At 63.1% G+C, this 24069-nt stretch carries 22 protein-coding genes and 1 pseudogene; 8 read left to right on the plus strand and 15 right to left on the minus strand.

Going from position 1 to position 24069, the window contains the following annotated elements; all coding sequences use genetic code 11:
- Positions 1-112: 112 nt before the first annotated feature.
- Positions 113-712, plus strand: a complete 600-nt coding sequence (locus ACZYHG_RS17025; RefSeq protein ID WP_464609535.1) for a YdeI/OmpD-associated family protein — start codon at positions 113-115, stop codon at positions 710-712.
- Between the two features lie 6 nt (positions 713-718).
- Here ACZYHG_RS17025 and ACZYHG_RS17030 read toward each other — a convergent pair whose 3' ends face one another.
- Positions 719-1348: a glutathione S-transferase family protein gene (locus tag ACZYHG_RS17030; protein ID WP_464609536.1), complete on the minus strand. Its 630-nt coding sequence runs from the start codon at positions 1346-1348 to the stop codon at positions 719-721.
- 404 nt (positions 1349-1752) lie between these two features.
- Here ACZYHG_RS17030 and ACZYHG_RS17035 point away from each other — a divergent pair, with 404 nt between their 5' ends.
- Positions 1753-2991, plus strand: a complete 1239-nt coding sequence (locus ACZYHG_RS17035) for an SDR family NAD(P)-dependent oxidoreductase (RefSeq protein ID WP_464609537.1) — start codon at positions 1753-1755, stop codon at positions 2989-2991.
- On the opposite strand, the gene ACZYHG_RS17040 is transcribed toward ACZYHG_RS17035, so the two are convergent.
- Positions 2981-3292, minus strand: coding sequence for a hypothetical protein (locus ACZYHG_RS17040; RefSeq protein WP_464609538.1), 312 nt, complete (start codon positions 3290-3292; stop codon positions 2981-2983). The genes ACZYHG_RS17035 and ACZYHG_RS17040 overlap by 11 nt on opposite strands.
- 385 nt (positions 3293-3677) lie before the next feature.
- On the opposite strand from ACZYHG_RS17040, the gene ACZYHG_RS17045 reads away from it, so the two are divergent.
- Complete coding sequence (locus tag ACZYHG_RS17045) at positions 3678-5300, plus strand: ABC-F family ATP-binding cassette domain-containing protein (RefSeq protein ID WP_464609539.1); 1623 nt, start codon at positions 3678-3680, stop codon at positions 5298-5300.
- A 71-nt stretch (positions 5301-5371) separates the two neighbouring features.
- Here the strand turns inward: ACZYHG_RS17045 and ACZYHG_RS17050 are convergent, their stop codons facing one another.
- The gene (locus ACZYHG_RS17050) at positions 5372-5812 is read right to left on the minus strand and encodes a hypothetical protein (RefSeq protein ID WP_464609540.1); all 441 of its coding nucleotides are present in this window, start codon (positions 5810-5812) and stop codon (positions 5372-5374) included.
- A 269-nt stretch (positions 5813-6081) separates the two neighbouring features.
- Between ACZYHG_RS17050 and ACZYHG_RS17055 the strand changes: the two genes are divergently transcribed.
- Together ACZYHG_RS17055 and ACZYHG_RS17060 are read left to right on the plus strand one after the other, a co-directional pair.
- Complete coding sequence (locus tag ACZYHG_RS17055; protein WP_464609541.1) at positions 6082-6444, plus strand: hypothetical protein; 363 nt, start codon at positions 6082-6084, stop codon at positions 6442-6444.
- Positions 6445-6644: 200 nt separating this feature from the next.
- Entirely contained in the window at positions 6645-6815 is a 171-nt protein-coding gene (locus ACZYHG_RS17060; protein ID WP_464609542.1) for a hypothetical protein, read from the plus strand.
- Between the two features lie 15 nt (positions 6816-6830).
- On the opposite strand, the gene ACZYHG_RS17065 is transcribed toward ACZYHG_RS17060, so the two are convergent.
- The 4 genes from ACZYHG_RS17065 to ACZYHG_RS17080 all read right to left on the minus strand — a co-directional run bounded on the left by ACZYHG_RS17065 (position 6831) and on the right by ACZYHG_RS17080 (position 12814).
- Positions 6831-7478 (minus strand): glutathione S-transferase family protein, encoded by a 648-nt coding sequence (locus ACZYHG_RS17065; RefSeq protein ID WP_464614710.1) that lies wholly within the window; start codon positions 7476-7478, stop codon positions 6831-6833.
- Between the two features lie 87 nt (positions 7479-7565).
- Entirely contained in the window at positions 7566-8270 is a 705-nt protein-coding gene (locus ACZYHG_RS17070; protein ID WP_464609543.1) for a hypothetical protein, read from the minus strand.
- Between the two features lie 111 nt (positions 8271-8381).
- Positions 8382-9905 carry an FAD-dependent monooxygenase gene (locus ACZYHG_RS17075; RefSeq protein WP_464609544.1) on the minus strand — a complete coding sequence of 508 codons (1524 nt, stop codon included), beginning with the start codon at positions 9903-9905 and terminating at the stop codon, positions 8382-8384.
- Between the two features lie 275 nt (positions 9906-10180).
- The gene (locus tag ACZYHG_RS17080) at positions 10181-12814 is read right to left on the minus strand and encodes a bifunctional diguanylate cyclase/phosphodiesterase (RefSeq protein ID WP_464609545.1); all 2634 of its coding nucleotides are present in this window, start codon (positions 12812-12814) and stop codon (positions 10181-10183) included.
- Positions 12815-12938: 124 nt separating this feature from the next.
- Between ACZYHG_RS17080 and ACZYHG_RS17085 the strand changes: the two are divergent.
- Positions 12939-13058: pseudogene (locus tag ACZYHG_RS17085) on the plus strand (glycerol-3-phosphate 1-O-acyltransferase PlsY); the annotation flags it as partial.
- A 9-nt stretch (positions 13059-13067) separates the two neighbouring features.
- Here the strand turns inward: ACZYHG_RS17085 and ACZYHG_RS17090 are convergent.
- Positions 13068-13487 carry a hypothetical protein gene (locus ACZYHG_RS17090; protein WP_464609546.1) on the minus strand — a complete coding sequence of 140 codons (420 nt, stop codon included), beginning with the start codon at positions 13485-13487 and terminating at the stop codon, positions 13068-13070.
- A 16-nt stretch (positions 13488-13503) separates the two neighbouring features.
- Complete coding sequence (locus ACZYHG_RS17095; protein ID WP_464609547.1) at positions 13504-15093, minus strand: winged helix-turn-helix domain-containing tetratricopeptide repeat protein; 1590 nt, start codon at positions 15091-15093, stop codon at positions 13504-13506.
- Positions 15094-15301: 208 nt separating this feature from the next.
- Between ACZYHG_RS17095 and ACZYHG_RS17100 the strand changes: the two genes are divergently transcribed.
- A complete protein-coding gene (locus ACZYHG_RS17100; protein WP_464609548.1) occupies positions 15302-16003 on the plus strand; it encodes an alpha/beta hydrolase in 702 nt (233 codons plus the stop codon).
- 227 nt (positions 16004-16230) lie between these two features.
- The gene (locus ACZYHG_RS17105) at positions 16231-17211 is read left to right on the plus strand and encodes a GlxA family transcriptional regulator (RefSeq protein WP_464609549.1); all 981 of its coding nucleotides are present in this window, start codon (positions 16231-16233) and stop codon (positions 17209-17211) included.
- A 7-nt stretch (positions 17212-17218) separates the two neighbouring features.
- Here the strand turns inward: ACZYHG_RS17105 and ACZYHG_RS17110 are convergent, their stop codons facing one another.
- The 6 genes from ACZYHG_RS17110 to htpG form a co-directional block, all read right to left on the minus strand.
- Positions 17219-18373 carry an ABC transporter ATP-binding protein gene (locus tag ACZYHG_RS17110; protein ID WP_464609550.1) on the minus strand — a complete coding sequence of 385 codons (1155 nt, stop codon included), beginning with the start codon at positions 18371-18373 and terminating at the stop codon, positions 17219-17221.
- Positions 18366-19508: an ABC transporter substrate-binding protein gene (locus tag ACZYHG_RS17115; protein ID WP_464609551.1), complete on the minus strand. Its 1143-nt coding sequence runs from the start codon at positions 19506-19508 to the stop codon at positions 18366-18368. The genes ACZYHG_RS17110 and ACZYHG_RS17115 overlap by 8 nt, the downstream gene beginning before the upstream one ends.
- Positions 19505-20344, minus strand: a complete 840-nt coding sequence (locus ACZYHG_RS17120; protein WP_464609552.1) for an ABC transporter permease — start codon at positions 20342-20344, stop codon at positions 19505-19507. The genes ACZYHG_RS17115 and ACZYHG_RS17120 overlap by 4 nt, the downstream gene beginning before the upstream one ends.
- A gap of 13 nt (positions 20345-20357) precedes the next feature.
- Positions 20358-21236: an ABC transporter permease gene (locus ACZYHG_RS17125; protein ID WP_464609553.1), complete on the minus strand. Its 879-nt coding sequence runs from the start codon at positions 21234-21236 to the stop codon at positions 20358-20360.
- Between the two features lie 171 nt (positions 21237-21407).
- Positions 21408-21809, minus strand: a complete 402-nt coding sequence (locus ACZYHG_RS17130; RefSeq protein WP_464609554.1) for a GFA family protein — start codon at positions 21807-21809, stop codon at positions 21408-21410.
- Positions 21810-22054: 245 nt separating this feature from the next.
- The gene (gene htpG, locus ACZYHG_RS17135; RefSeq protein ID WP_464609555.1) at positions 22055-23941 is read right to left on the minus strand and encodes a molecular chaperone HtpG; all 1887 of its coding nucleotides are present in this window, start codon (positions 23939-23941) and stop codon (positions 22055-22057) included.
- Positions 23942-24069: the final 128 nt, after the last annotated feature.

Here is a 24069-nt window from a genome sequence, read left to right on the forward strand (position 1 = left end):
TTGCTGACGAAAACTGACAGCGGACCATGCGATGATGCCGGGAATCAAGGGATGACGGAGGCAGGATGATGGTGACGCAGGCGACGACAATTCCGAACCGGCAGGCCGCCTGATGGCGCCGGTCAAGGTTGATCCCGACAAGGTCCGGGAATTTCCGGACCCGGCCAGTTTCTACACCTGGCTCAGCCAGCACCACGCCTCGGAAACCGAAGTGTGGATCAAGGTCCACAAGGTAGGGTCGGGACTGAAATCGATCACGCCGAAGCAAGCCATCGACGTCGTGCTGTGCTTCGGCTGGATCGATGCGGTGCGCAAGGGGCTGGACGACAACAGTTTTCTCCAGCGCTACACGCCGCGCGGCAAAAAGAGCATCTGGAGCAAGATCAACATCGACAATGTCGCGCGGCTGGTCGCGGAGGGCCGCATGACCGGTCATGGGCTGAAGCAGGTCGAGGCGGCCAAGGCCGACGGGCGCTGGGCGCGCGCCTATGGCAGCGGCAAGGAGATGAAAATTCCCGATGATCTGCAGGCCGCGATCGACGCCGAGCCGGCAGCAAAAGCGATGCTGGAAAAACTCAGCGCGCAGAACCGCTTCTCGCTCGCCTTCCGCACCCACAACATGAAGACCGAGGCCGGGCGCCGCAAGAAGATCGAGACCTTCGTTGCGATGCTGAAGCGCGGCGAGACGATCTATCCGCAGGGCAAGAAATAGGGGCTTTCAGCCGCCGGAATGCGGATCGATGCTGTAGGGGTGGACGGGGTAGCCCTTACCGATGGCTTCAGCCACGCGGCCGGTCCAGGCGAGGAATGCCGGGTAGTCCGCAGGAGAGAAGCCGCAATCCCCCGCGCGGTGGCTGTAGGCATAGATGGCTATGTCGGCGATGGTCAGGTCGTTGCCAATGAGGAACGGCGTTGCGGTAAGGCCGCGGTTCAGGGCGGCGAGCGTGCGCGCGCCGGCCTCGCGCTTGCCGGCAACCATGGCCTGGTTGCGCTCCAGCCGTCCGGTCAAGGTCCAGAAGCGCAGCGAGCCGATGACGGGCTCGACATTGTATTGCTCGAAGAACAGCCACTGCATGAGCTTGGCGCGCCGGGTGCGGTCGGCCGGCAGGAACGGGGTTCCTTCGGCGAGGTAGGTGAGGATCGCATTGGATTCGGCAATGGCGCTGCCGTCTTCGAGCTGGAGCACGGGAACCGCACCGGCCGGGTTGAGGGCGAGGAAAGCATCGGTGTGGCTCTCGCCTTCGAAAATCGAGACGACGCGCGTGTCGTATGGAATCTTCAGCAGGCCGAGCAGGACCCGGACTTTCCAGCCATTTTGCGATGGCAGATAATCGTGAAGCGTGAGCATGGCCGGTCCTCGTGATGAAGTGAATGATCGCATGGCGCGATGCCAGCCGACACCCGATTCCTGCGGTGGACGACGTTTGGGCAAGGCAGATTGCGGAAACCTTGGCGCTTGAACGCCCCCCTCTGGCCTGCCGGCCATCTCGCCCTCAAGGGGGAGATCAGCAGCTTCTATATTGCCATTTATCCTGCAATTTTGGTGATTGGCGAAGGCCGCAACGACATCCAATCTCCCCCCTTGAGGGGGAGATGTCCGGCAGGACAGAGGGGGCGCCACGGGATGCAACGTTGGAAACTAACCTCAATCAACTCATGCACCCAGTTGCACAATGATTGCACCCTCGGCCACCTAATCAATCAATCTGCCGCGTTCCATTTTCTCTTCAAGCAAATCCAGGAGCATCCCCCATGACCACCCACCCCAACAAAGTCGCCCTGATCACCGGCGCCAATCGCGGCATCGGTCTGGAAACCGGCCGCCAACTGGCGAAACTTGGCTTCACCGTGCTGCTCGGCGTGCGTGATCTCGCCAAGGGCGAGGCGGCGGCGAGGGGGCTCGATGGCCGTGTCGAAGCCATCGAGCTCGATGTCGCGGCACCTGAGGCAGCAATGCAGGCAGCTGCGGACGTCGAGCGCCGCTTAGGCCGGCTCGATGTGCTGATCAACAATGCCGCCATTCACTATGACAGCGGCTCGCGCGCCTTGCGGCCCGACTGGACCGTGATCCGCGAGGCATTCGAGACCAATGTTTTTGGCGCCTGGCGGGCGGCTTCCGCCTTTGCGCCGCTGCTCAAAGCGGGCGGTCATGGCAGGCTGGTCAATGTGTCGTCGGAAGGCGGATCGCTGGCCTCGATGGGGGCGGGGGCGCCGGCCTATTCGACCTCGAAGGCGACGCTCAATGCGCTGACCTGCGTGCTGGCGGGCGAACTGCGCGGCTCCGGCGTGCTGGTCAACGCCATCTGCCCGGGCTGGGTCGCCACCGATATGGGCGGGCCGGGCGGACGCCCGGTGGCGCAAGGGGCGGCCGGCATCGTCTGGGCCGCGACCTTGCCGGATGACGGCCCGACCGGCGGTTTTTTCGCGATGGCAAACGACTCCCGTGGTGAAAACGCAGCGTCGCATGAAGCAGCTCGCCATCTGAATCGCCGAATTGCTGCAAGTGTCTGTTTTTACACTTGTCCGGCGGGTTGCCTCGCCTCGATCGCACACAAGAAAAAGCCGCCCTCGCTTTCTGCGAGTGGCGGCCTTTTCCCGGGAGGAAGTCAGAAGAGAGGTCAGAGCAGCTTAAGCTGCCTTGGCGTGCTTGTGGGCGTGCTTCCTGTGGTGGTGCTTCCGTGCGACGTGCTTGTGGCCGTGCCTCTTGTGGGCGTGCCGGTGAGCGTGCTTGTGCCCATGCCTGTGGTGCTTCTTGTGGTGGCGGTGATGCTTGTGCGCGGCCGCCTTGACCGGGGTCTTCGCAGCGTCCACGGCAGCGGGAGCCGCCGGAGCGGTCGTCGTTGCCGGAGCGGTCGTCGTGGTGGTGGTCGTCGCAGCCGTGGCGGTGCCGACAACCGGCATTGCCAGACCGAGAGCGATGGCCAGGCCGAGCGCGGAGAGGAGGGGCTTGTTCATGGATTCTTTCCTTCGAGGGTTGCTGTCACTGGTTGAGGTCGACCGGCGTCACGCCGAGCAGCTTCAGGGCGTTGGCGTAGGTCCGGATGCCTTGCGCCTGTTTGCGCTCGGCACAGAACCGGTTCGCCTTGTCCTGCAGTGCCGTTGCCTCGGCGATCTCACTCGCACTGGCACCGGGTTGGGCTTTGGTCTGGATGGCTCCGTCGAGTTGAAGACCGAGCCGGCTGCAATATTCGCTCCGGGTAACCGCCGCTTCCGCGCCCGACTGTGCGACCGCAAGCATGGCAAGCGAAATGCCGGTCAGGGCAGCCATCCATCTGGTCGAACGTCGTTGCATTGTCGGGGCCATCTCTTTGCGTTGGTGTGCGACCGCTGATCGGTTGCTACGAGGATGGTTATGACAGGCGATGTTTTCCTCAGTTTTTCCCGCATGTTGAATCTTGTTTCTGAAGTGTGTCTGGCTGGGTTTTCCCTTCTCCCCCTGTGGGAGAAGGTGGATCGGCGCGCAGCGCCGAGACGGTTGAGGGGTGGGTGACGGAGTGCCGTTGTTGCCAAGCTGGAGCACCCCTCATCCGACCTCGCTGCGCGAGGCCACCTTCTCCCGCAGGGGGAGAAGGGAGAGCGCCGCGTCCGCTGCGGCGCTTGTGCCTCTTCCCCCCGCGCCATCCTTCGCGTAAGGCGCCGGGCAAATCATTTCAGCGCAGGCATAGTCCGGAAACCGCATGATCAGACTTGAAAGCATCAGCAAGCAGAACGGCCGTCAGCTTGTCTTCATCGAGGCGTCGGCCTCCCTGCAGAAGGGCGAGAAGGTCGGCCTTGTCGGACCCAATGGCGCCGGCAAGACGACGCTGTTTCGCATGATCACCAGCCAGGAGCAGCCTGATGAAGGCCAGGTGCAGGTCGATCGCGGCGTCACCATCGGTTACTTCAGCCAGGATGTCGGCGACATGGCGGGCCACAGTGCTGTCGCCGAAGTGATGAATGGTGCGGGGCCGGTCAGCGACGTGGCGGCCGAGATGGCGGAGCTGGAAGCGGCCATGGCCGATCCCGACCAGGCCGACAGGATGGACGAGATCATCGAGAAATACGGCGAGGCGCAGCACCGTTTCGAGGAGCTTGACGGTTATGCGCTGGACGGCCGGGCGCGTGAGGTGCTGGATGGCCTGGGCTTTTCCCAAGAAATGATGGACGGCGATGTCGGCAAGCTGTCCGGCGGCTGGAAGATGCGCGTGGCGCTGGCGCGCATTCTTCTCATGCGGCCCGATGTCATGCTGCTCGACGAACCATCGAACCATCTCGATCTGGAAAGCCTGATCTGGCTGGAACAGTTCCTCAAAGGCTATGACGGCGCGCTGCTGATGACCTCGCACGACCGCGAGTTCATGAACCGCATCGTCAACAAGATCGTCGAGATCGATGCCGGCTCGCTGACTGCCTATTCCGGCAACTACGAATTCTATCAGCAGCAGCGGGCGATCGCCGACAAGCAGCAGCAGGCGCAGTTCGAGCGCCAGCAGGCGATGCTGGCCAAGGAGATCGCCTTCATCGAGCGCTTCAAGGCGCGCGCTTCGCATGCCGCACAGGTGCAAAGCCGGGTGAAGAAGCTCGACAAGATCGACCGCGTCGAGCCGCCCAAGCGCCGCCAGATCGTCAATTTCGAGTTCCAGCCGGCGCCGCGCTGCGGCGAGGATGTCGTGACGCTCAAGAACGTCAACAAGGCCTATGGCAGCCGCACCATTTATGAGGGGCTGGACTTTCAGGTTCGTCGCCGTGAGCGCTGGTGCATCATGGGCGTCAACGGCGCCGGCAAGTCGACGCTGTTGAAGCTGGTGGCGGGTGCTTCCGATCCCGACACCGGCACGGTGGCGCGTGGACCGAGCGTGAAGATGGGCTATTTCGCCCAGCACGCCATGGAAGTGCTGGAGGGCGAGCGCACCGTGTTCCAGACGCTGGAAGACGCGTTCCCGCAGGCCGGCCAGGCGCCGCTTCGCGCACTTGCCGGCTGCTTCGGCTTTTCCGGCGACGAGATCGAGAAGAAATGCCGCGTGCTGTCAGGCGGCGAGAAGGCGCGGCTGGTGATGGCGCTGATGCTGTTTGACCCGCCCAATCTTCTGGTCCTGGACGAGCCGACCAACCACCTCGACATTGCCACCAAGCAGATGCTGATTGAGGCGCTGTCGCAATATGAAGGCACCATGCTGTTCGTCTCGCACGACCGGCATTTCCTCGCAGCGCTGTCGAACCGCGTTCTGGAACTGACGCCCGAAGGCATCCACACCTATGGCGGCGGCTATACGGAATATGTCGAGAGGACTGGGCAGGAAGCGCCGGGCCTGCGGAGCTAGCAATAAGGGCGGTCGTCGAACCGACGCCGCCCTTTATTGTGTTCAGCCTGCCCCTGAAAGGGACGAGGTCCTTACTTCATCGAGATGGCAAAGCCGCTGAGATCGGCGTTGACCTGCAGGCCAACCTGCTTGCCGGTGAGTTCGAGCTGGGCACCCTTGTCGTTGGTCATGACGATGACCTGGGCGCCCTTGCCGATCGTGCCGCCGCCACCCGCCGCGCCGTAGACGCCCGTCACATCGCGTGCGCGCCTGATATGGCGCACCGTGCCGTGGAAATAGGTCTTGGAAACGCCAAAGGCGAGGCCGCCCGAAACGGCGCCGATGGAGATTGGATACGACTTGCCGTGGAAGGTGAAAGTGCCTTCGCCGCCGGAGCCGCCGACGAAGAAGGCAGCCTTGTAGACGGCAAATCGGATCGTGCCGCTGTCGGCATGTGCCGCGCTGGCAAAGCCGATGCCGGCAGTGGCGATGGCGGCAACCGCGATTTTACGAAATCCGGACGAAATGTTCATGATGGGGAGCTCCTCAAGGTGGCCGCTTTGCCGGCTGGGATGTCAGCGTCGTGTCAAAGTTTCAACTGAACAGTCTCGGCAGTGATTTGGTTCCAGGCATGCGGCCTGAATCTGGTTATCGCCACGAAGCGGAGCCGAAGGCAAGCGCCAGGGCTTGATATCGCGTATACGTGATTGGCACCGCGGGCCCTGCCAGATTCTTGGCATCCCCCATTTCGCTGCGCCCATGCGGAATCTAAGATGATGCAACTGAGGGGGAAGGGCTTCGAATGAGAATTAGGCTGGAAATTGCCATGTCCGCATTGGCCGCGACATTGGGCGGATGCGCGACCTCTCCAGTCGACTATGGCGCCTCGCTTTCGCAGCAAGACCCGAAATGGGCGTCGCCGCAATGCCAGCAGGCCCGCACCGCGGCTTCGGACTACGCGGTTCGCGAGAAACAGCATCCGGGCTGGGAGTTCGCGGCACTTGGCCCGTATGGGCTGGGCATCATAGCGGCTACCAAGGAGGCCGAGCAGAAGCATCGAAAGCTGTTCGCCCGCAACGTGCACCTGCAATGCTCGAGCCTGCCGCTGCCAAAAGAATTGGAAGGCGATTTGGGTCCGGCGGTTGCGAAGGCGCAATATCCATAGCCATAGAAGTACCCTTAGCCATAAGAGCTCAGAGCCTGCTTTGGCCCACGTTTAAACTGGCTCTTGCAGCCGGTGCCGGCGCCGAAATGAATCGGCCCCAGCGTAGAAGCTTTGGGCTCGAACGTTTTTGTCACCAGCCCTTGGAACGTAAACGGCTCGGTCAAGTTCTTGGCTTCAGGACAAGCAAAGGGACATCGCACATGCTGACCGCCGTTCGAGCCATGATTGGCCAAGCCCGCTTCACCACCGCCAAGAGCGAGCCCGAAGTGCAGATCACCCGGCAGACGCCGATCTCCAGGGAGATCGATACGCTGGCAGCAATCCGTCTGACAGACATGGCTGGCCTCGGGGCCTGGTCGCAGGAACGCTGATCCGTTTCGATAAAGTCAGCTCTTTGATGGGGCATTGATCGCCAGTTGCGCGGCGAAGGCCCTGGCATAGGCGGGCCGGGCTTCCCCGCGGGCCACATAGGCAGCCAGGTTTGGATATTCGTCCAGAATGCCTGACATTCTCAGGCGAAGCAGGACTGAGACCATCAACAGATCGCCGGCGCTGAACGCGCCATCAAGCCATTCTGCGGCCCCCAGATAGGCCGAGAGCTTGTCCAACGTCGCGCGAATACGGTCCTTCACCAGCGGCAGGCGCTGCTCGGCCCAGGGCCTGTCGGCTTCGAAGATCCTGGCCGTCGTCAAATCGAGGACCGGCGGCTCGACGGTGTTGAGCGCGGCAAACATCCAGGTGATCGCACGGGCGCGGGCATCGCGATCCCGGGGCAGCAGGCCCGCATGCTGCTCGGCAAGATGGAAGACGATCGACCCGGTCTCGAAGAGGCTGAGAAATCCCTCCTCATAGGTGGGGATTTGGCCGAAGGGATGGATGGCCAGGTGCTCAGGCGCCTTCATCCCGGCGAAGGAAACAAGCCGAACCTCGTAGGGCTGGCCCACTTCTTCGAGGGCCCAGCGAACGCGCGTATCGCGCGCCAGTCCCTTGCCGCCGTCGGGCGATCGTTCAAAGGCTGTGATGGTGGGGATCATGGAAAGGCTCCGCGTGGTGTCCAGTTTTGGTGCTTGCACACAGAGGACGAACGACCGGGGCAATAACCGACAAGCTGTCTCGTTTTTTTAGCGCAGCAGGCCTTCCGCCTCGAACGTATCCCAGCCTTCCAATTTTGGCTGCGGAGCGTCATCCTTCCCCGATTTCCTGGCGCTGCGGGCCGTGCGCTCCCGCTTTCCCGCGCGCGTCAGCGCGGCCTTGCCGGCGCCGCGCCGCCTGTTCTCGGTGACTTCCAGCGCATCCTCCTCCCGCCAGCCTGTCGCCAGATCGCGATCGAGAATGTCCTCGATATGGCGTGGATCAAAGACATGGAAGGTGACGGCCTTGGATCGGCCGCGCATCTTGACGGTGCGGGTGCCGATACTTTTCAGACGGCCATCCCTCAGCCATTTGTGACGCTCGCGGGCGGAGATGGTGAGGATGTCCTCAGCCTCGCGCGGCAGCACGGGCAGGGCTTCGATGGCCTCCAGCGTCCTGGAGATGGTTGCCGAGGCAGCCTCGAACGCATCCGCGTCTTTCTTCAGCATGCGCAAGACAATGCGGCCGGTCTCTGCCTTGGCGAATTTCCGCACCACCCATGGCAAGCGGGCTCGGATTTCGCGTTCGATGCCCTTCAGGCGCATGGCGGACCCAAGCGTTGCCGATGGCGGCAGCGGCCATTCGGCGACCACCGACGTTTTGCCGCGCTCGGATTTGCGATCGGGAGCGGTGGCAATTGCCGCAACGATGCCGCTCACGATCTTGCGCAGGGAACCGCGCTTCTTGTCTGCCATGTGTCCTTTTCGCTCATCTGGTGTCTTCGTGGAACCATAGTTCGCACAGCGGACAACCGAAATCAGGCTCGAACAGTTCCTTTGTCATGTGGAGGCGGAGGACGGTCGATCCTATTCGGATTCGCCAAACCATCGCGCGGCAGCCTGAGCAGCGCTCTCCAGATCAGGCTCGGCATCAGCGGCCCAGGCGACGAAGCCGTCGGGGCGCACGAGCAGGGCGCTCAGGCCGAACCGCTCCCGGGCATTGCCGGCGACATAGGTGAACCGTCCGCTCCAGCGGCTCGCAAGCGCTTGCAGCGCAGGGCTGATATCGAAGTCCAGGAGCAGGCCTTGCCCATTCCTCAAGCGTTCGCCGAGCCTCGTGCCGTCGGCCAGGCCGAAGTCGGGCGCGCTGCGACCGACCAGCGGATGGCTGCCGCCAAAGTCGTAGCGCAGCGAGATGCCCCATACCCGCTCGGCGAAATAGGTCGCGCCGTCGCGCGTGGCTATGAGATCGCGGATGATGGCTTCCAGCGCGCGAGAATTCGGACTCGGCCGCATCAGCGCGACCTGGGCGCGCGACCAGTCGATGATCTGCGCACCCACCGGATGGCGTTCCTCGAAATAGCTGTCGAGCAGGCCGGCCGGCGCGTCGCCGCGGATGGTGGCGGCGAGCTTCCAGCCGAGGTTCATCGCGTCGCCAAGGCCAAGGTTGAGCCCTTGTCCGCCGAGCGGCGAATGGATGTGCGCGGCATCGCCGGCAAGCAGCACGCGACCTTTGCGGTAAGCCGTCGCCTGATAGGCGCGGTCGGTCCAGGTGGTGGCGAGCTTCAGCGCCGTCACGGTGACGTCGGTGCTGGAAATTTTCCGCAACACAGCCTGCACTTGCTCCAGCGTGACCGGCTGGCTGCGGTGGAAGGCGCCGCCGTCGAATTCGACCATGGCGATGGTGCCGGGGCGCGACTGAAAATACATGCCGGTCGGCGTGTAGACGCGGCCCTGGCCGAGCGTGTCGGGGTCAGCCATCTCGATTTCGACGGAATAGCCGGTGAACTCGGGATCGGTGCCGGTGAATTCGAAGCCAGCCGCCTTGCGCACGGTGCTGCGGCCACCATCGCAACCGACGAGCCAGCGTGCGTGAAAGGTCTCGCCGCCGGCGCGAACGCTGACGCCGTCATCCGACTGGTCGAGGCTTTCGACGCCAAGGCCGCGCCTGATCTCGACGCCCATGGCGCCGGCGCGCTCGGCAAGCGCGATTTCCAGATGCTCCATCTCGGCCGCCATGTTGGTGCCGGCGGGACCGGGCAGGCGATAGGGCCACTTCGCGCTGTCGATATTGTCATGGTCGAAAGGGATGCCGGCGAAATGGCCGGCCTGGCGGCGTGGCTGTTTTTTCTCCTGGCCATCTTTGCCGGAGCCGAGCTTTTGCCGCGGCATTGCGATGTCGTCCAGCAGACCGCGACGACCAAAGGCCTCGATGGTGGGCACGGAAAGGCCGCGCATGCCGAAGGGCAGCCGCTTCAGCGGCGAGCTGGGATTCTCGGCCTGCTCCAGCACCAGGACGGAAAGGCCCGCCAGGCGCAGCTCACAGGCGAGCAACAGGCCGACGGGGCCGGCGCCGGCAATGACGACGTCATAGGGAACGGGGTGGTGCATGAACGACTCCTTTGTCGGTGTTCGACCGGAGCGGTTCGTCGGTTCGAGAACCACACGGACGAACAAATGGACGCCAAGCGTCCGATGTTCGTCGTGGGGATCTTATGCACGAGGCAGGAGACCAGAGCTTTCCCCAGCGAAAGGACTTCGCTAGCGAAAGGAGTTGGGCTTACCAAACCAACTCTGCCTTTTCCGACACGGCTGTATAAGGCTATGATGGCTGATCCGCAACAGGGTGGGGCGGCGGCCAAGGGCAACGCCAGAAGTAGGGCCACCTACCCCGCGGCCAGCCATTTGCGCGACTGGGCGAATGCCTTGAAGGCCTTGGCCTCCATCGGGCGGCCAAAAAGGTAGCCCTGCAGGATATCACAGCCAAGTTCCTTGAGGATACGCGCGTGCTCCATCGTCTCGACGCCCTCGGCAACGACTTCGATGCCGAGCGATTTGCCGATATCGATGATCGACGCCACCAGCTGCCGTTGCGCCATTGAGCCGGAGATGGGTGTGATTAGTTGGCGGTCGATCTTGAGGCGACGCGGCCGCAGCTTAAGCAGCGAGACGATCGAGGCATGGCCGGTGCCGAAATCATCGATCTCGATGTCTATGCCGAGTTCCTTGATGTGGTCGATATTCCAAGTGACCAGATCGTCGTTTTCATCGAGGAAAATCGACTCCACCAGCTCGAACGACACGGTTCCCGCCTTGATGGCGAGCTTGCGCAGACCCTCGATCAGGTCCTTGTCCTCCAGCCGTCTGGCAGAGACGTTGACCGACACGCGCGGGATGTTGAGATGACTGCGCGACCAACGTTCGAAATTCTCCAGCGCGTGTTTGAGGACGATGCGGTCGATCAGCGCCACGACGTTGAGTTCTTCGGCCACCTTGAGGTAGGCGTCGGGGGCCAGGATGCCCCGTCGCGGATGCCTCCAGCGCGACAATGCTTCGACGCCGACGATCTCAAGCGTCCTGGCGTCGAACTGCGGCTGAAAGTAGGCGATGAATTCGTGCCGCTCCAGCCCGCCGAGAATCTCGTCGGCGATCTGCTTGGTCCGCACGATCTCGCTCTGTAATTCCTCGTTGAAGAATTCGTAGCGGTTGCGGCCACGACTTTTCGCCCGATAAAGCGCGAGATCGGCGTTGACCAGCAACTGCTTCACGTCGACGCCGCTGTTGGCGGCAATGCCGATGCTGACCCCGAAACGGCATGGATGGCCGCGATAATCTACAGGCTGGCGCATCTCCTCGATGATGCGGTCGGCAAGCGCCGAGAGCTCGTCGTCGTCAATCCCACGACTCACCACGACGAACTCGTCGCCGCCGATGCGTGCAACGAAATCGTCAAGGCCCGCATTGGCCTTGATAACCTTGGAGGCATGCATCAGCATGGCATCGCCCGCGGCGTGGCCGAGTGTGTCGTTGATCTGCTTGAAGCGGTCGAGGTCCAGATGCAGCAGTGCCGTGCGCCGGTACGGTTCGCCGTTTTCGGCCAGCAGCTCATCGAGATAGCGGCGGTTGGGAAGGCCGGTCAGCGAATCGTGCAGCGCCGCATACTCAATATGTGCCTTGGCGAGATTGAGCTCGGCGTTCTTCGATTCCGTCAACTGGCGCTCGCGAATGAGGTTTTCGTTGAGCAGCACGTCGCTGGTTACGTCCCATTCGGCGCCGATCAACTTGGGTGTGCCGCCGATGTCCTGGAAGTAGGTTGCGCGCGTGCGCACATGGCGGACGGTGCCGTCTGGGCGCAGGAGCCGGTATTGTGAGGAGTAGGGGCCTTTTCTGGCCGAGGCCGAATCAAAGTCCTGTCTTGCCCGCCCGAGATCTTCAGGATGGATCGTCTGCGCCCAGTCATCATAGCCGCGCGGCTTGCCGTCGGCTGACTTGCCGTAGATTTCGTTGACGCGGTCATCCCACACCATTTCGTTGGTGGTGAGGTCGTGTTCCCAAACGCCGATACCAGAGGCTTCAAGCGCCAGTTCCAAGCGTCCGGACAGGCGCCTCAGCTCGGCGTAGTTCTTCTGCCTTTCGCCGAATAGCCGGCCGGCCACCATGATCGGCAGCACCACCAGTGCGCCGGCGAGTAACATAAGGGACCGCAAGGTCCACTCGTTCTTCGGAGCCGCCGGCCAGCCGCCCTTGGGGATGGCCGAGATCTGCCAGGAGCCTGATGGCAGCTGCACATCGGCCGATACGGGATTTCCGGCGATGACATGGTCGCCGCCGAAAAAGCGTTCGCCGCCGCCGCCCAGCGCATCCTTGCCTGTGAGCGCGACATCGATGCTGAGATCCGGGTCGGTCAGCCCGCTCGCAGTGTAGAGGCGGTCGACATCGACCACCGCCGAGACGATGCCCCAGAAGCGGTCGCCGCCGCCCGCGGTCGGCACAAAGACCGGAATGCGGCCGATGAAGCCGCGTCCGCCTTGGGCAAGGTCGACCGGGCCGGCAAGCACCAGCACGCGCTGGTCGCGCGCCCGCAGCGCTGCCATGCGCTGCGCTTCGTTCTTGCGGTAATCGAGCCCGATCGCCTTCTCGTTGCCTTCCATGGGGTACATCAGCGAGATGACGAGGTCGGGCGCGCCGGCAATGTTGCGCAATTGCGATTTTTGCGCAAACAGATTGCGGGCAAGCGAGGCAAATCTCTGCTGGCCCATATAGGGTTCCGTATCGATGGCCGAGACCAGCCCCTGAACAAGCTGAAGATTGCCCTTTATATTGCCTTCGAGCTTGGCGCGAATGATGTTGACCTTGGCCAGCACGTCGGCGCGCGCCAGTTGATCGGAGACCCTTCTGTTCTGCTGGTCGGCAACGACGGCGCAGACCAGAAGCACGACAAAAGCGATCGCCGCCGGCAAGTTGGCGGAAGAAAAAATGGCCCGGCTCGCGCGGCCAAGACTGAATCTCGTTGTGGTCAATTCAACCCGGATAGCTTTCCTGAACAATAGCTCATCGATCGAGCCTAGTAGCAAACGCTTAAATTTGCCCTTCCAGGCTGGCAGGAAGTTTCAGCATTAACCTATGCGGGCCTCAGGGGCATCGATATCCGGCGGCCTCTACTTGATCGCGCGCCATCGTGCCAACATCGGGCGGTTGCTGGCTGGGACAGAGCCGCGCCTTGGGCAAGGCAGCCCGCAATCGAGGACGGAGCCGCAGGCCTAGATTGCTGGCTCACACAAACACGATCGGATTCCGTTCCTGTCGTGCCATGCTGATCAGTATGCGCAAGTGTCCGGCGAATTCCCTGATATATTCGTCGGGACTGGCATCAATGAGGGCCAGTTCCTCTTCGAGTTCACCAAAGCTCGCGTCCTCGATCACATCTCCGCCGTGGCTGCCGGAATAAAGAACAAGCCGCTCCAGAGCTGATGACTTGCCGACATATCCAGCGATCGTGCTTCGAAGGTGGCCGATAAGGGCGATATTGCCAAGCCATTGCTCGGACGCTTTCACGGCCTCCCAAGGCAGGCGTGCGCCATCGGGATAGACGACTTCGCATTCTCCCGACATAGGTTCGCGCTCGAAGCGATTTCCGGGGAACTCCTTTTCCAGAGCCAGCATGCTTTTGTAGACGATTGCCGTGAGGCTCATTCCAATCTTCCGCGTGTCACGCCGGCAATCCCGCCATCCGCATCGCGCCGGTGACCTCACCGGCAATCTCCGGCGCCAGCCCCACCGCCGCCGACCAGCGGCCAATGGTGAAATGCGGGTCGAGCGCCAGCAGCCGCGCGGCCGACGCTCTTGCCTCGTCGAGCCGGCCGAGCCTGGCCAGTGGTGCGGCCAGCCATCCGTGCAGCACGCTGAAGCCGGGGGTCATCTCCACCGCCCGCCGGCCTGCTTCTATGGCCTGCTCGTGCCGGCCGTTGAGAAAATTGCCGAAGCCAATAATGCCATACGGCACGCAGTTCATGGCATCCAGCGGGGAGAGCCGCAACGCTTGTTCACCCCAGTCGATGGCGCGTGGCGCATCGCCGCCATAAGCCACCGACACGCAGCCAAAGGCATAGACGAAGGCGCAGGAGGCGCTGAGCGAAAGCGCGGTCGCGAATGCCGCGTCGGCGAGCTTGCGGTCGTGCTCGACCATGCCGATGGTGAAGCCGGCGAGCGCCATCGCCATGGCGTCGCCCGGACCGTGTTCGATCGCCGCATGGGCATGGCGGGCTGCCTTGTCGCGATGCTCAGCCTGGAAGCCGCCACGGATGAACAGCGTTTGATGCGCCCAGGCGGCAAAGCCGTGCGCAAGCGCGTAGCTGGGTTCGATGGCCAAGGCCTGATCGAGCAGCGGCAGGCCCTTGGCGGCGCCCAGCGGCATGAAGGTGTAGACATCGGGTAGCGCGCGCAGCAGCAGATCATAGGCATCGAGACTGTCGGGCCGCTCGCGCTTGACGCGCTCGATCTCGGCCCGGCGCAGATTGGGCTCGATGGCAGCGACGACACTGACGGTGATCTCGTCCTGCAGCGCGAACACATCGGTCAGTTCGCGATCGTAGCGCTCGGCCCAGATATGGCTGCCGTCTTCGGCGTCGATGAGCTGGCTGGTGATGCGCACGCGGCTGCCCACCTTGCGCACTGAGCCTTCCAGAACGTAGCGCACGCCGAGCTCTTGCCCGATCTGCTTCACGTCGACCGCACGGCCTTTGTAGGTGAAGGAGGAATTGCGGGCGATGACGAACAGCCAGCGGATCCGCGACAGACCGGTGATGATGTCCTCGACCATGCCGTCGGCAAAATAGTCTTGTTCGGCATCGCCGCTCATGTTGGCGAAGCGCATGACTGCAATGGAGGGGCGGGCGGGGATGCCGAGGCCGGACTTCGGCTGCTCCACTGGTGCTATCGCCCCGGCCTCCATCGCTCCAGTCCCCGCCGTCCCCGCTTTTGTCGCCTCGGTTTCCTCGCGAGCGGTGCCGACGAAGCGAAAGCCCCGGCGCAGGATGGTGCGGATCAGCCGCTGTTCCTCGCCGCTGTCGCGGAGCGCGTTGCGGGCGGCGTTGATGCGGCTGGCAAGCGTGGCGTCGGAGACGATGCGCCCCTGCCAGACTGCATCGACCAGATCGTCCTTGCTCACCACGCGCTCGCGGTTGCGGATCAGAAATTGCAGCAGGTCGAACACCTGCGGCTCGACGGGGATCAGATCGTTGCCACGGCGCAATTCGCGCCGATCGCCATCCAGAGCAAAATCCTCAAAATGATACGGCAAAACAACGCGCTCCAAACCCGCAGCCAATATGCCGACACTCTAGCCGCGTCGTTGTCGCAAAATCAAAGCCATATCAATGCAAAATCAAGAGGTCCTGAAGGTCGCCTGAAAGCGCGGCCTCCCGCGCCGATGCATAGTCCTCCTGCAACAAGCGCCCGACCAATTCGCAACCAACCCTCAATCAACGCTTTAAAAAGGAGAACTAGAAATGTCCAACACTGCAGCAAAATCCGTCGTTCTCGTGCATGGCGGCTTCGTCGATGGCTCCGGCTGGGATGGTGTCTACCAGATCCTCAAGAAGGACGGCTATGACGTCACCATCGTCCAGAACCCGACGACCTCGCTCGTCGACGATGTCGCCGTCACCAAGCGCGCCATCGCCGGCGCTTCCAGCGAAGTCATCCTGGTCGGCCACTCTTATGGCGGCGTCGTGGTGTCCGAAGCCGGCACCGATCCCAAGGTGGCCGCCGTCGTCTATATCGCGGCCTTTGCGGCGGATGCCGGCGAGTCGGTCGCGACCCTGATCGCCAACCCGCCTCCCGGTGCTTCGGTGCCACCGATCCTGCCGCCGGTCGACGGCTTCCTGCTGCTCGACAAGGCCAAGTTCGCCGCTGCGTTCGCCGCCGATGTCCGTCCCTCGCTCGCCGCCTTCATGGCCAACTCGCAGGTTCCGTGGGGTATTCCGGCGCTCGAAGGCAAGGTCACCAAGCCGGCGTGGCGGGTGAAGCCGAGCTGGTATCTCGTGGCCACCGACGACCACATGATCCCGCCGCCGGCACAGCGCCAGATGGCAAATCGCGCCGGCGCGACGACGGTCGAAGTGCCCGGCAGCCACGCCGTCTATGTTTCCGACCCGCAGGCCGTCGCCAGCCTCATCAAGCAGGCGGCTGCCAGCGTCGGCAAGAACTGAACCCGCATCACCGTTGAGGAAAAGCCCGGGCGCCTGGCGCCCGGGCTTTTTTGTTCCACGCGTGCCTGGCCGACGGAGCCTATATCCACGTCCTGCCGAGGTCGTCGATCTCATCTCCGACATCCGGTGGCCGCTCCTGAAAAGCGCGGGCCTGGCGCCTGTGCCAAACCATATCCATCGGCGATAACAGGCTCCAGCACGGGCGAGGGGACGGTTCCGAATACACCATGGCCAGACGGTTTGCGTTTCTCCTGGTTCGCGACTTCACGCTGTCGCCGCTGTCGCTGTTCATCGACACGCTGCGGCTGGCGGGCGATGAGGGCGACCGCAGCCGCAGGATCGAGTTCGACTGGGAGATCGTCGGCGAACGCGGCCTGCCGATCCGGGCGAGCTGCGGCGTCGAATTGCTGCCGACCAAAGCGATCGGCAATCCGGAGGATTTCGACAATATCGTGGTGGTCGGCGGCCTGCTCGACACCAACCGCAGCCTGAGCTCCGACAAGGAGGCCTTCCTGTTGCGCGCCGCCGAGAAAGGGGTGCCGCTGACGGCGCTATGCACGGGAAGCTTCGTTTTGGCGCGCTATGGCCTGCTCGATGGCTACGCTGCCGCTGTCAGCTGGTTCCACATCAAGGCTTTCCGCAGCCAGTTTCCCGACGTTAACGCGCATGCCGACAGCCTGTTTTCCGTCGACCGCGGCCGCTCGACTTGCGCCGGCGGCACGGGTGCGGCCGACCTTGCCGGGCATTTCGTGTCGCAGTTCATCGGTCACAAGGCCGCGGAGAAGGCGGCCAAGATCCTGGTGCTCGACCGCATCAGAAGCAGCCGCGACGTGCAGCCCGTCGGCGACCTCTTCCCAGCCGCATCGAGCCGTGCGGTCAAGCGGGCTCTTCTGTTGATGGAAAGCAACCTGCAGGAGACGCTGTCAGTCACCGAGATCGCAAACCGGCTGAACTCTTCGCGGCGCCAGCTGGAACGGCTTTTCCAGGCCGAACTCGGCATCGGCCCGATGGCGGCCTACCTGGCGCTCAGGGTGCACCATGCGAAGTCGCTGCTGGAAGGCAGCGACCTGCAGATCGGCGACATCGCCTATCGCTGCGGCTTCACCAATGCCGGCCATTTCAGCCGCGTCTTCCGCCAGCAGACCGGGATAACGCCAACCCATCTCAGGCATCCCAACCGCATGCCCGCTGGTGTGGCGGGGCAATGAACCTGCATCACGAAATCCGCTGGCCGTCCTCGTCGAGCAGGACGCAGCCTTCGGGATCGAATCCAAGATCGATCGCCTCGCCTTCGCCGAGGACACGACCGCTGATCGGCGCGTTGGCGCGGATGCTGGTGTTGGCGCCAATGTCGATCTCGTAGATGGCACTGCCACCCAGATAGGACGCGGAGACGACGCGGCCAGACAGACGGTTGGCGCCCGCTGCCGCGCCGACCGACAGTTTCTGCGGCCGCAGCACGACAGTGACCTTGCTGCCATCGGCAAGCGGCCTTGGACAGGCCACCTCGATCGTCTGGCCGGTGGCAAGCATCACAGCCGTTGCCTGGCCGGATCGGCTCACCGTTCCGGCAAGCATGTTGGCCTTGCCGAGGAAGTTGGCGACGAAGGCCGTGGCCGGCTCATCGTAGACCTCCTGCGGGGTGCCGATCTGCTCCACCGCGCCTGCGTTCATCACCACGATGCGATCCGACATGGAGAGCGCTTCTTCCTGGTCGTGGGTGACGAAGATGGCGGTGATGCCGGTTTCCTTCTGGATCTTCTTGATCTCCACGCGCATCTCCTCGCGCATGTTGGCGTCCAGCGCCGACAGCGGCTCGTCGAGCAGCAGCACCTGCGGCTCGAAGACGATGGCGCGGGCAAGCGCGATGCGCTGCTGCTGCCCGCCCGACAGCTGCGACGGCAGCTTCTTCTCGCTACCCGGCAGCCGCACCATCTCGAGCGCCTGGCCGACCCTGCGCACGATTTCGGGCTTCGGCACATTGCGGTACTTCAGGCCGAAGGCGACATTGTCGAACACGTTCTTGTGCGGGAACAGCGCGTAGCTCTGGAAGACTAGCCCGATATTGCGCTTGTAGATCGGCACGTCGTCGACCCGGCGCCCATCGATCATGATCTGGCCCTCCGAAATGTCGACCAGGCCGGCGATGGAGCGCAGGATCGTGGTCTTGCCGCAGCCCGAAGGGCCGAGCAAGGTGACGAAGCTGCCCTTGGCGATCGAGAGCGAGAAATCGCGCACGGCGACGAACTTGCCATAGGCGATGTCGATGTCGCGGAACTCGACCGCCGGGCTGTTCGTCCCGGCGGCCTTGCTTGCACTAGCTGCCCCGGCCGAAGCCGGCCGGGGAATGGATGTCGTGGCCTCAGGCACCCTTCGAGATCCTGTTCCACTGCTTGGTCCAGGCGTCCTCGTTGGTCGCCCAGTAGACGGGGTCGGCGAAGGTCAGCGCCTTCATCGTGCCCGTCTTGTCGAAGGCCGGCAGCTTCTCGATCTCCTCGGTGAGCTTGACCTTTGTCGGGTCGAGCGACGGCGGATAGCTCTGGCCCTCGGCCACCGCGATCGAGGTCGCCGGGTCGAGCATGAAGTTGATCAGCTCCTCGCACTCGGCCATCGGCGAGCCCTTCAGGATCAGCATGTCCTCCATCCAGGCGTAGGAGCCGGCAGGATCGAGATAGCCGATCGGCGCGCCCTGGGCCTGCAAGGCGGCGACGCGGCCAGACCAGGCGTCTGTCACCACGATCTCGCCCTTGGAAAGCAGGTCCATCAACTCCGCGCCTGAACTCCAGAACTTCTTGGCGAGGTCGCGCGTCTCGCGCACCTTGGCCCAGATGGCGTCCATGTCCTTGAGGTTGTTGGGGTCCTGTCCTGTGGCAAGTGCGGCGTACCAGACGCGCGTGGTCATGTCGGAATAGCCGCCGACCTTGCCGGCATATTTCTTGTCGAGCAACAGTGCCGCACCCTTTTCCTTGGCTTCCTCGGGCGAGATCACCTTGGTGTTGTAGGCGATGCCGGTCGTGCCGTAGTCGTAAGGCACGGCCGAGAGCTTCGGCGTCAGCTTGCGGAATGGCTCGATCATCGGCTGCAGCACGTTGACCATGTTGGGAATGTTGGCCTCGTTGATCTCCGAGGTCAGGCCGGCATTCACATATTTGATGTAGTAGTTGACGCCCGAGGAATGGATGACCTGGTAGTCGCCGGGCTTGGAGGTCTTGATCTTGGTGATGATCTCGTCCTCGTCGCCGAACGTGCCCTGCACCACCTTGAGCTTGGTCTTGGCCGTGTAGGGCTGGAAGGCATATTTGTCGATCGCGTCCTGCACCGTGCCGCCCCAGCCGTCGAAGCGAACCTCTTCGACCGCGGCGAGCGCCTGGCGCATCCAAGGCATGTCGAGGCCCGCCGCGGCGGCCGCGGCCGCGGTCAGTGTCAGGAACGTGCGGCGACTGAGATCGCCGTTCTGGTATCGGTCGTGCAGCCTTTCAAGCCGCTTGCTGTTGGTCAGTTTCATCGTGCTTCCTCCGTTGGTTGGCCGCGTCTTTTCAATCTGGTCAGGCTTTGCAGGATCAGGCCGCCGAGCAGCGGGATGCCGACGGTCACCAGGATCATCACGGTGCCGAGCGCGTTGATCTCGGGACTGATCGAGATCTTGAGCATCGACAGGATCTGGGTGGGCATGGTTTCGACGCCGGCCGGCCGCCAGAACAGGCTGGCCGACGTGTTGTCGAACGAGATGGTGAAGGCAAGCAGCGCGCCGCCGACGACGGCGGGGATGAGCAGCGGCAGCGTGATCTCGCGGAAGGACGAGACCCTCGAGGCGCCGAGCGAAAGGGCGGCTTCCTCATAGACGCGGCGGATGCCCACCATGCGCGCCTGGGTGATCAAGACGACATAGGGCACCGCGAGCAGGATATGGCCGAGCACCAGCAGAAGCATGGTTCGTGGCTGGTCGATCGCCTTGATCAGCACCAGAAGGCCGACGCCGAGAATGGTTTCCGGCACCAGTGCCGGCAGGATCACCAGCGTGCTCAGCGCCTGCTTGCCGGGGAATTCGAAGCGCACCAGCGCGAACGCCGTGACGACGCCTATCGCCGTGGTGACGGTAGCGGTGACCAGCGCGATCCACAGCGAGGTGCGGAAAGCGGTCAGCACCTGCTCGTTGGCCATCAGCTTGGCGTACCATTGCAGGGAAAAACCGGTCATCGGGAAGCCGCCGAACATCGAGGCGTTGAAGGACAGGATCACCGTCGCCACGATGGGCGCGAACATGAAGATGTAGACGCAGAGCGTGACGAAGCCGGTCAGCCGCCAGGCCCATCTGCCTTCCTGCTTGCGCCCGCCCTTCATCGGAACAACCCCTTCATCCACCCAGTCCTTTGACGATCTGCGACATGCCCATGTAGCGGGTGTAGAGGGCGGCGAAGAAGCCGAGCACGACGAACAGCACGATCGACAGCGTGGCGCCCATCGGCCAGTTCAGCTCGCCCATAATGGTGTCGTAGATCAGATTGCCGAACAGCGCGTCGCGGCCGGAACCCAGCAATTGCGGCGTCACATAGCTGCCGGCGGCCAGCACGAAGCAGAGCAGAAGGCCTGCCGCGAGGCCGGGCAGGGACAGCGGCAGCGTCACCTCGCGGAATGCCTGCGCGCCGGTGCAGCCCATCGAGCGGGCCGCCGCGATCAAGGTGCGGTCGATGCTCTCAAGACTGACATAGACGTTGAGGATCATGTAGGGCAGCAGGAAGTGCAGCATGCCGAGGATCACCGCGCCCTCATTGTAGAGCATCGGCAGCGGCTCGTTGATGATCCCCAGTTTCAGGAGCACGACGTTGATGACGCCCTGCTCGCCCAGGATGTTGATCCACGAAAAGGTGCGGATGGTGAAGCTGATCCAGAACGGCACGATGAGCAGGAGCAGCAGCAGCCATTTGTGCTTGAAGGTCGTCGCCCAGATGAAATAGGCCGGGAAATAGCCGAGCACCCCGCAGAGCACCGCCGTCATGGCGCCGACCCGCAGCGTCTTCAGGAGGAAGCTGGAATAATAGCTGTCGGTGAAGAATTCGTGCCAGTTCGCGCTCGTCAGCGCGCTGGTTTCCACACCGGCGGTGACGAAGGTGAAGAAGGTGTAGGCGGCCATCACCGCGATCGGCAGCACCAGGAAGAAGATCAGCAGCAGGAACACCGGCGCGACGAGCATCCAGGCCAGCCGTGGATCATACAATGTCCATCGTCGTTTCATGAGCACCCGGTGCGCTTTCTTTGAAGCGCCTTTTTTGTTCCCGGTGCCAGATTGGGTGATTGGAGGCTTGATGTCTACAGTTGGCGATTGAGCCAGTGGACATCAGGCGCGTCGCCGGCTGCGATGGTAGCCGAAACCGTGTCGGTGGATGGGACGCAACGGCGCCGGTCGTCACTTGCCTTTCGTATAGTCAGGCCCAAAACGTGTCGGCAGGCCGTCGGCGAGTGTCAACCAAGGGAGCTTCTCCTCAAAAGCGACATGTAGCGTTGGTGCAAATTTTTCCGGCTCTTCCATTGCTGCGGCAAAGAAATGCATGACACCGGACATGTTCTTTGAACGGAAGGACAGCGGCGAGCCACAGTGATCGCAAAATGTTCTTTCCACACCGGGAGAAGAGTTGAATATCTTCGGCGGCTTGCCCAGCCATCGCCATTGGCCGTCCAAGACGCCAATGTAAGTGGTCATCGGCGCGGAACATTGCCGCCGACAACTTTCACAATGACAGCTCACGCATGCTTGTGCCGGGCCATCGACTTCAAAAGCAATAGCGCCACATAAACAATGACCACGCATGCAAATTCTCCTTGAGTCCACTGACCTGACCGATAATTTGTACCGGGCGTAGTCAGAGAGACGCCATGAGATGCGCCGAGCTGGCGCTCGATTGCGACATTCTGGGCTGGCGATTTCTACGCCAGGCCGCTGGCGCCAAAGCCCGTCATGCCGATGAAAGTGCCAGCGGCGCCTTCTTGCCGGGCATAACCTTGGCGGCCATCGGATTGTAACTTCGCCGCTATGAGTCCGCAGCCAGGCGAGCCTCAGCCCTTCGAAATCCCCCTCGCGATCAACCGCGCCAGTCGCTCCGAAAACGCCCTGGCGTCGGCCGGCTTGTCGCCGTCGAGCACGCGGGCCTCGTCATAGAGGAGGTGGGCGGCGTCGTCCTTGAAGGCCTGGTCGTCGTCGCCGAGGCTTGCCAGCGCCAGCACGCGCTCGTGGCGCGGGTTGATTTCCAGGATGGGCCTGGCTGCCTTGTCGAGGCGGCCGGCGGCATTCATCAGCCGCTCGAACTGCCGGTCGGGGCCGTGTTCCGGCGCAACGAGGCAGACAGCACTTTCGGTCAGGCGGTCGGACGCCTTCACGTCCGAGACGGCGTCGCCGAGCGCTGATTTGACGAAGGCCAGGAAGCTGTCGACTTCCGGCGTCGCCGCCGTCTCTGGCTTCTTGGCCTCGTCGAGCAGCGGGATGTCGGACAGCTCAGCCCCGCCTTGCGTCACCGACTTGAACGGCTTGCCGTCGAAGTCCGGCGCCATCGTTACCCAGAAACTATCGACCGGATCGGTCAACAGCAGCACCTCGATGCCGCGTGCCTTGAACCCTTCGAGCTGCGGCGAGGCTTCGAGCCGGGCGCGATCGTCGCCGGCGATGAAGAAGATCGCCTTCTGGCCTTCCTTCATCGCGGCGACATAGTCGGCAAGGCCGCGCCAGCCTTCGCCCGAGGCGGTCGAGTGAAAGCGGGCGAGCTTCAGCAATTGCTCGCGCCGTTCGTGGTCCTCGTAGAGGCCTTCCTTGAGGACGATGCCGAAATTCTCCCAGATTTTCGCATAGGCCTCGGCGTCGTTTTCGGCCATCTTGACGAGGTCGCCGAGCACGCGGTTGGTCAGGCCCTTGCGGATCGAGGCCAGCAGCGGGCTTTCCTGGATCATCTCGCGCGAGACGTTGAGCGGCAGGTCGGCGGAATCGACCAGCCCGCGTACGAAGCGCAGATAGCGCGGCAGAAGGTCGGCATCGTCGGTGATGAAGACGCGGCGCACATAGAGTTTCATGCGGCCCTTGCGGTCCTGGTCGAAGAGATCGAACGGGCGCGATCCCGGCACGAAGGCGAGCACCGAATATTCCTGCCGGCCCTCGGCGCGGAAATGGATGGTGGCGGCGGGCTCGTCATACTGGCCGGACAGGCCACGGTAGAAGTCGGTGTATTCTTCCGCCTTGATCTCGCTCTTCGGCCGGACCCAGAGTGCCGTGCCGTCGGCAATGTCGCGCGCCTCGGCGCCGGGTTTTTCGATGAATGTAATCGGCACCGGCACATGGCCTGACTGCGACTTGGCGAGCTGCTCAAGCCGGTAGGAGCCGGTGTAGGAGGTGGCGTCGTCCATCAGATGCAGCACGACGCGGGTGCCGCGCCTGGGGGCGGCATCGATCGGGGCAGGGGCGATCTCGTAGGAACCCTTGCCGTCGGAGGACCAGCGCCAGGCCTCCTCGCTTCCCGCCAGGCGGCTGATGACGTCGACCCGGTCGGCGACCATGAAGGCGGAGTAGAAGCCGACGCCGAACTGGCCGATGAGCTGCGTGTCCTCGGAGCCGGAACCAAGGCGCTCGACAAAGGCACGCGTGCCCGAGCGGGCGATGGTGCCCAGCGCTTCCGCCATGTCGTCACGGCTCATGCCGATGCCGTTGTCCTCGACGGTGATCTGCTTGTTGTCGGGATCGGCTGAAATCGAGATGCGCGGCTTGGGATCGTCGCCCAGCAATTCCGGATGGCTGACGGCCTCGAAGCGCAGCTTCTCGCAGGCGTCGGCCGCGTTGGAGATTAGCTCGCGCAGGAAGACGTCCTTATCGGAATAGACCGAGTGCACCATCATGTGCAGCAGCCGCGAAACATCCGCCTCGAACGCCCTGGTTTCCGTCGCTTTGGTATCCGTCGTCATTTCGGTTTTCCCACGCTGTTCATCCGCCCGCCGCGCTGAAGCGCCTGCGGGACTTTCTTTCAACCATTTTCAATGGCGCTGGCAACTCGGCAGGTGCCGGCGCGACGACAATATTGTGATGGGATGCG

It is taken from the genome of Mesorhizobium subarcticum, assembly GCF_055456085.1.

Bases quoted from the DNA above. Each gene is read 5' to 3' on its own strand.
- ACZYHG_RS17035 (WP_464609537.1), top strand. From the start codon at position 1,753: ATGACCACCCACCCCAACAAAGTCGCCCTGATCACCGGCGCCAATCGC.
- ACZYHG_RS17045 (WP_464609539.1), top strand. From the start codon at position 3,678: ATGATCAGACTTGAAAGCATCAGCAAGCAGAACGGCCGTCAGCTTGTC.
- ACZYHG_RS17025 (WP_464609535.1), top strand. From the start codon at position 113: ATGGCGCCGGTCAAGGTTGATCCCGACAAGGTCCGGGAATTTCCGGAC.
- ACZYHG_RS17115 (WP_464609551.1), bottom strand. From the start codon at position 19,508: ATGAAACTGACCAACAGCAAGCGGCTTGAAAGGCTGCACGACCGATAC.
- ACZYHG_RS17120 (WP_464609552.1), bottom strand. From the start codon at position 20,344: ATGAAGGGCGGGCGCAAGCAGGAAGGCAGATGGGCCTGGCGGCTGACC.
- ACZYHG_RS17075 (WP_464609544.1), bottom strand. From the start codon at position 9,905: ATGCACCACCCCGTTCCCTATGACGTCGTCATTGCCGGCGCCGGCCCC.
- ACZYHG_RS17100 (WP_464609548.1), top strand. From the start codon at position 15,302: ATGTCCAACACTGCAGCAAAATCCGTCGTTCTCGTGCATGGCGGCTTC.
- ACZYHG_RS17030 (WP_464609536.1), bottom strand. From the start codon at position 1,348: ATGCTCACGCTTCACGATTATCTGCCATCGCAAAATGGCTGGAAAGTC.
- ACZYHG_RS17060 (WP_464609542.1), top strand. From the start codon at position 6,645: ATGCTGACCGCCGTTCGAGCCATGATTGGCCAAGCCCGCTTCACCACC.
- htpG (WP_464609555.1), bottom strand. From the start codon at position 23,941: ATGACGACGGATACCAAAGCGACGGAAACCAGGGCGTTCGAGGCGGAT.
- ACZYHG_RS17105 (WP_464609549.1), top strand. From the start codon at position 16,231: ATGGCCAGACGGTTTGCGTTTCTCCTGGTTCGCGACTTCACGCTGTCG.
- ACZYHG_RS17040 (WP_464609538.1), bottom strand. From the start codon at position 3,292: ATGCAACGACGTTCGACCAGATGGATGGCTGCCCTGACCGGCATTTCG.
- ACZYHG_RS17055 (WP_464609541.1), top strand. From the start codon at position 6,082: ATGAGAATTAGGCTGGAAATTGCCATGTCCGCATTGGCCGCGACATTG.
- ACZYHG_RS17125 (WP_464609553.1), bottom strand. From the start codon at position 21,236: ATGAAACGACGATGGACATTGTATGATCCACGGCTGGCCTGGATGCTC.
- ACZYHG_RS17050 (WP_464609540.1), bottom strand. From the start codon at position 5,812: ATGAACATTTCGTCCGGATTTCGTAAAATCGCGGTTGCCGCCATCGCC.
- ACZYHG_RS17090 (WP_464609546.1), bottom strand. From the start codon at position 13,487: ATGAGCCTCACGGCAATCGTCTACAAAAGCATGCTGGCTCTGGAAAAG.
- ACZYHG_RS17130 (WP_464609554.1), bottom strand. From the start codon at position 21,809: ATGCGTGGTCATTGTTTATGTGGCGCTATTGCTTTTGAAGTCGATGGC.
- ACZYHG_RS17070 (WP_464609543.1), bottom strand. From the start codon at position 8,270: ATGGCAGACAAGAAGCGCGGTTCCCTGCGCAAGATCGTGAGCGGCATC.
- ACZYHG_RS17065 (WP_464614710.1), bottom strand. From the start codon at position 7,478: ATGATCCCCACCATCACAGCCTTTGAACGATCGCCCGACGGCGGCAAG.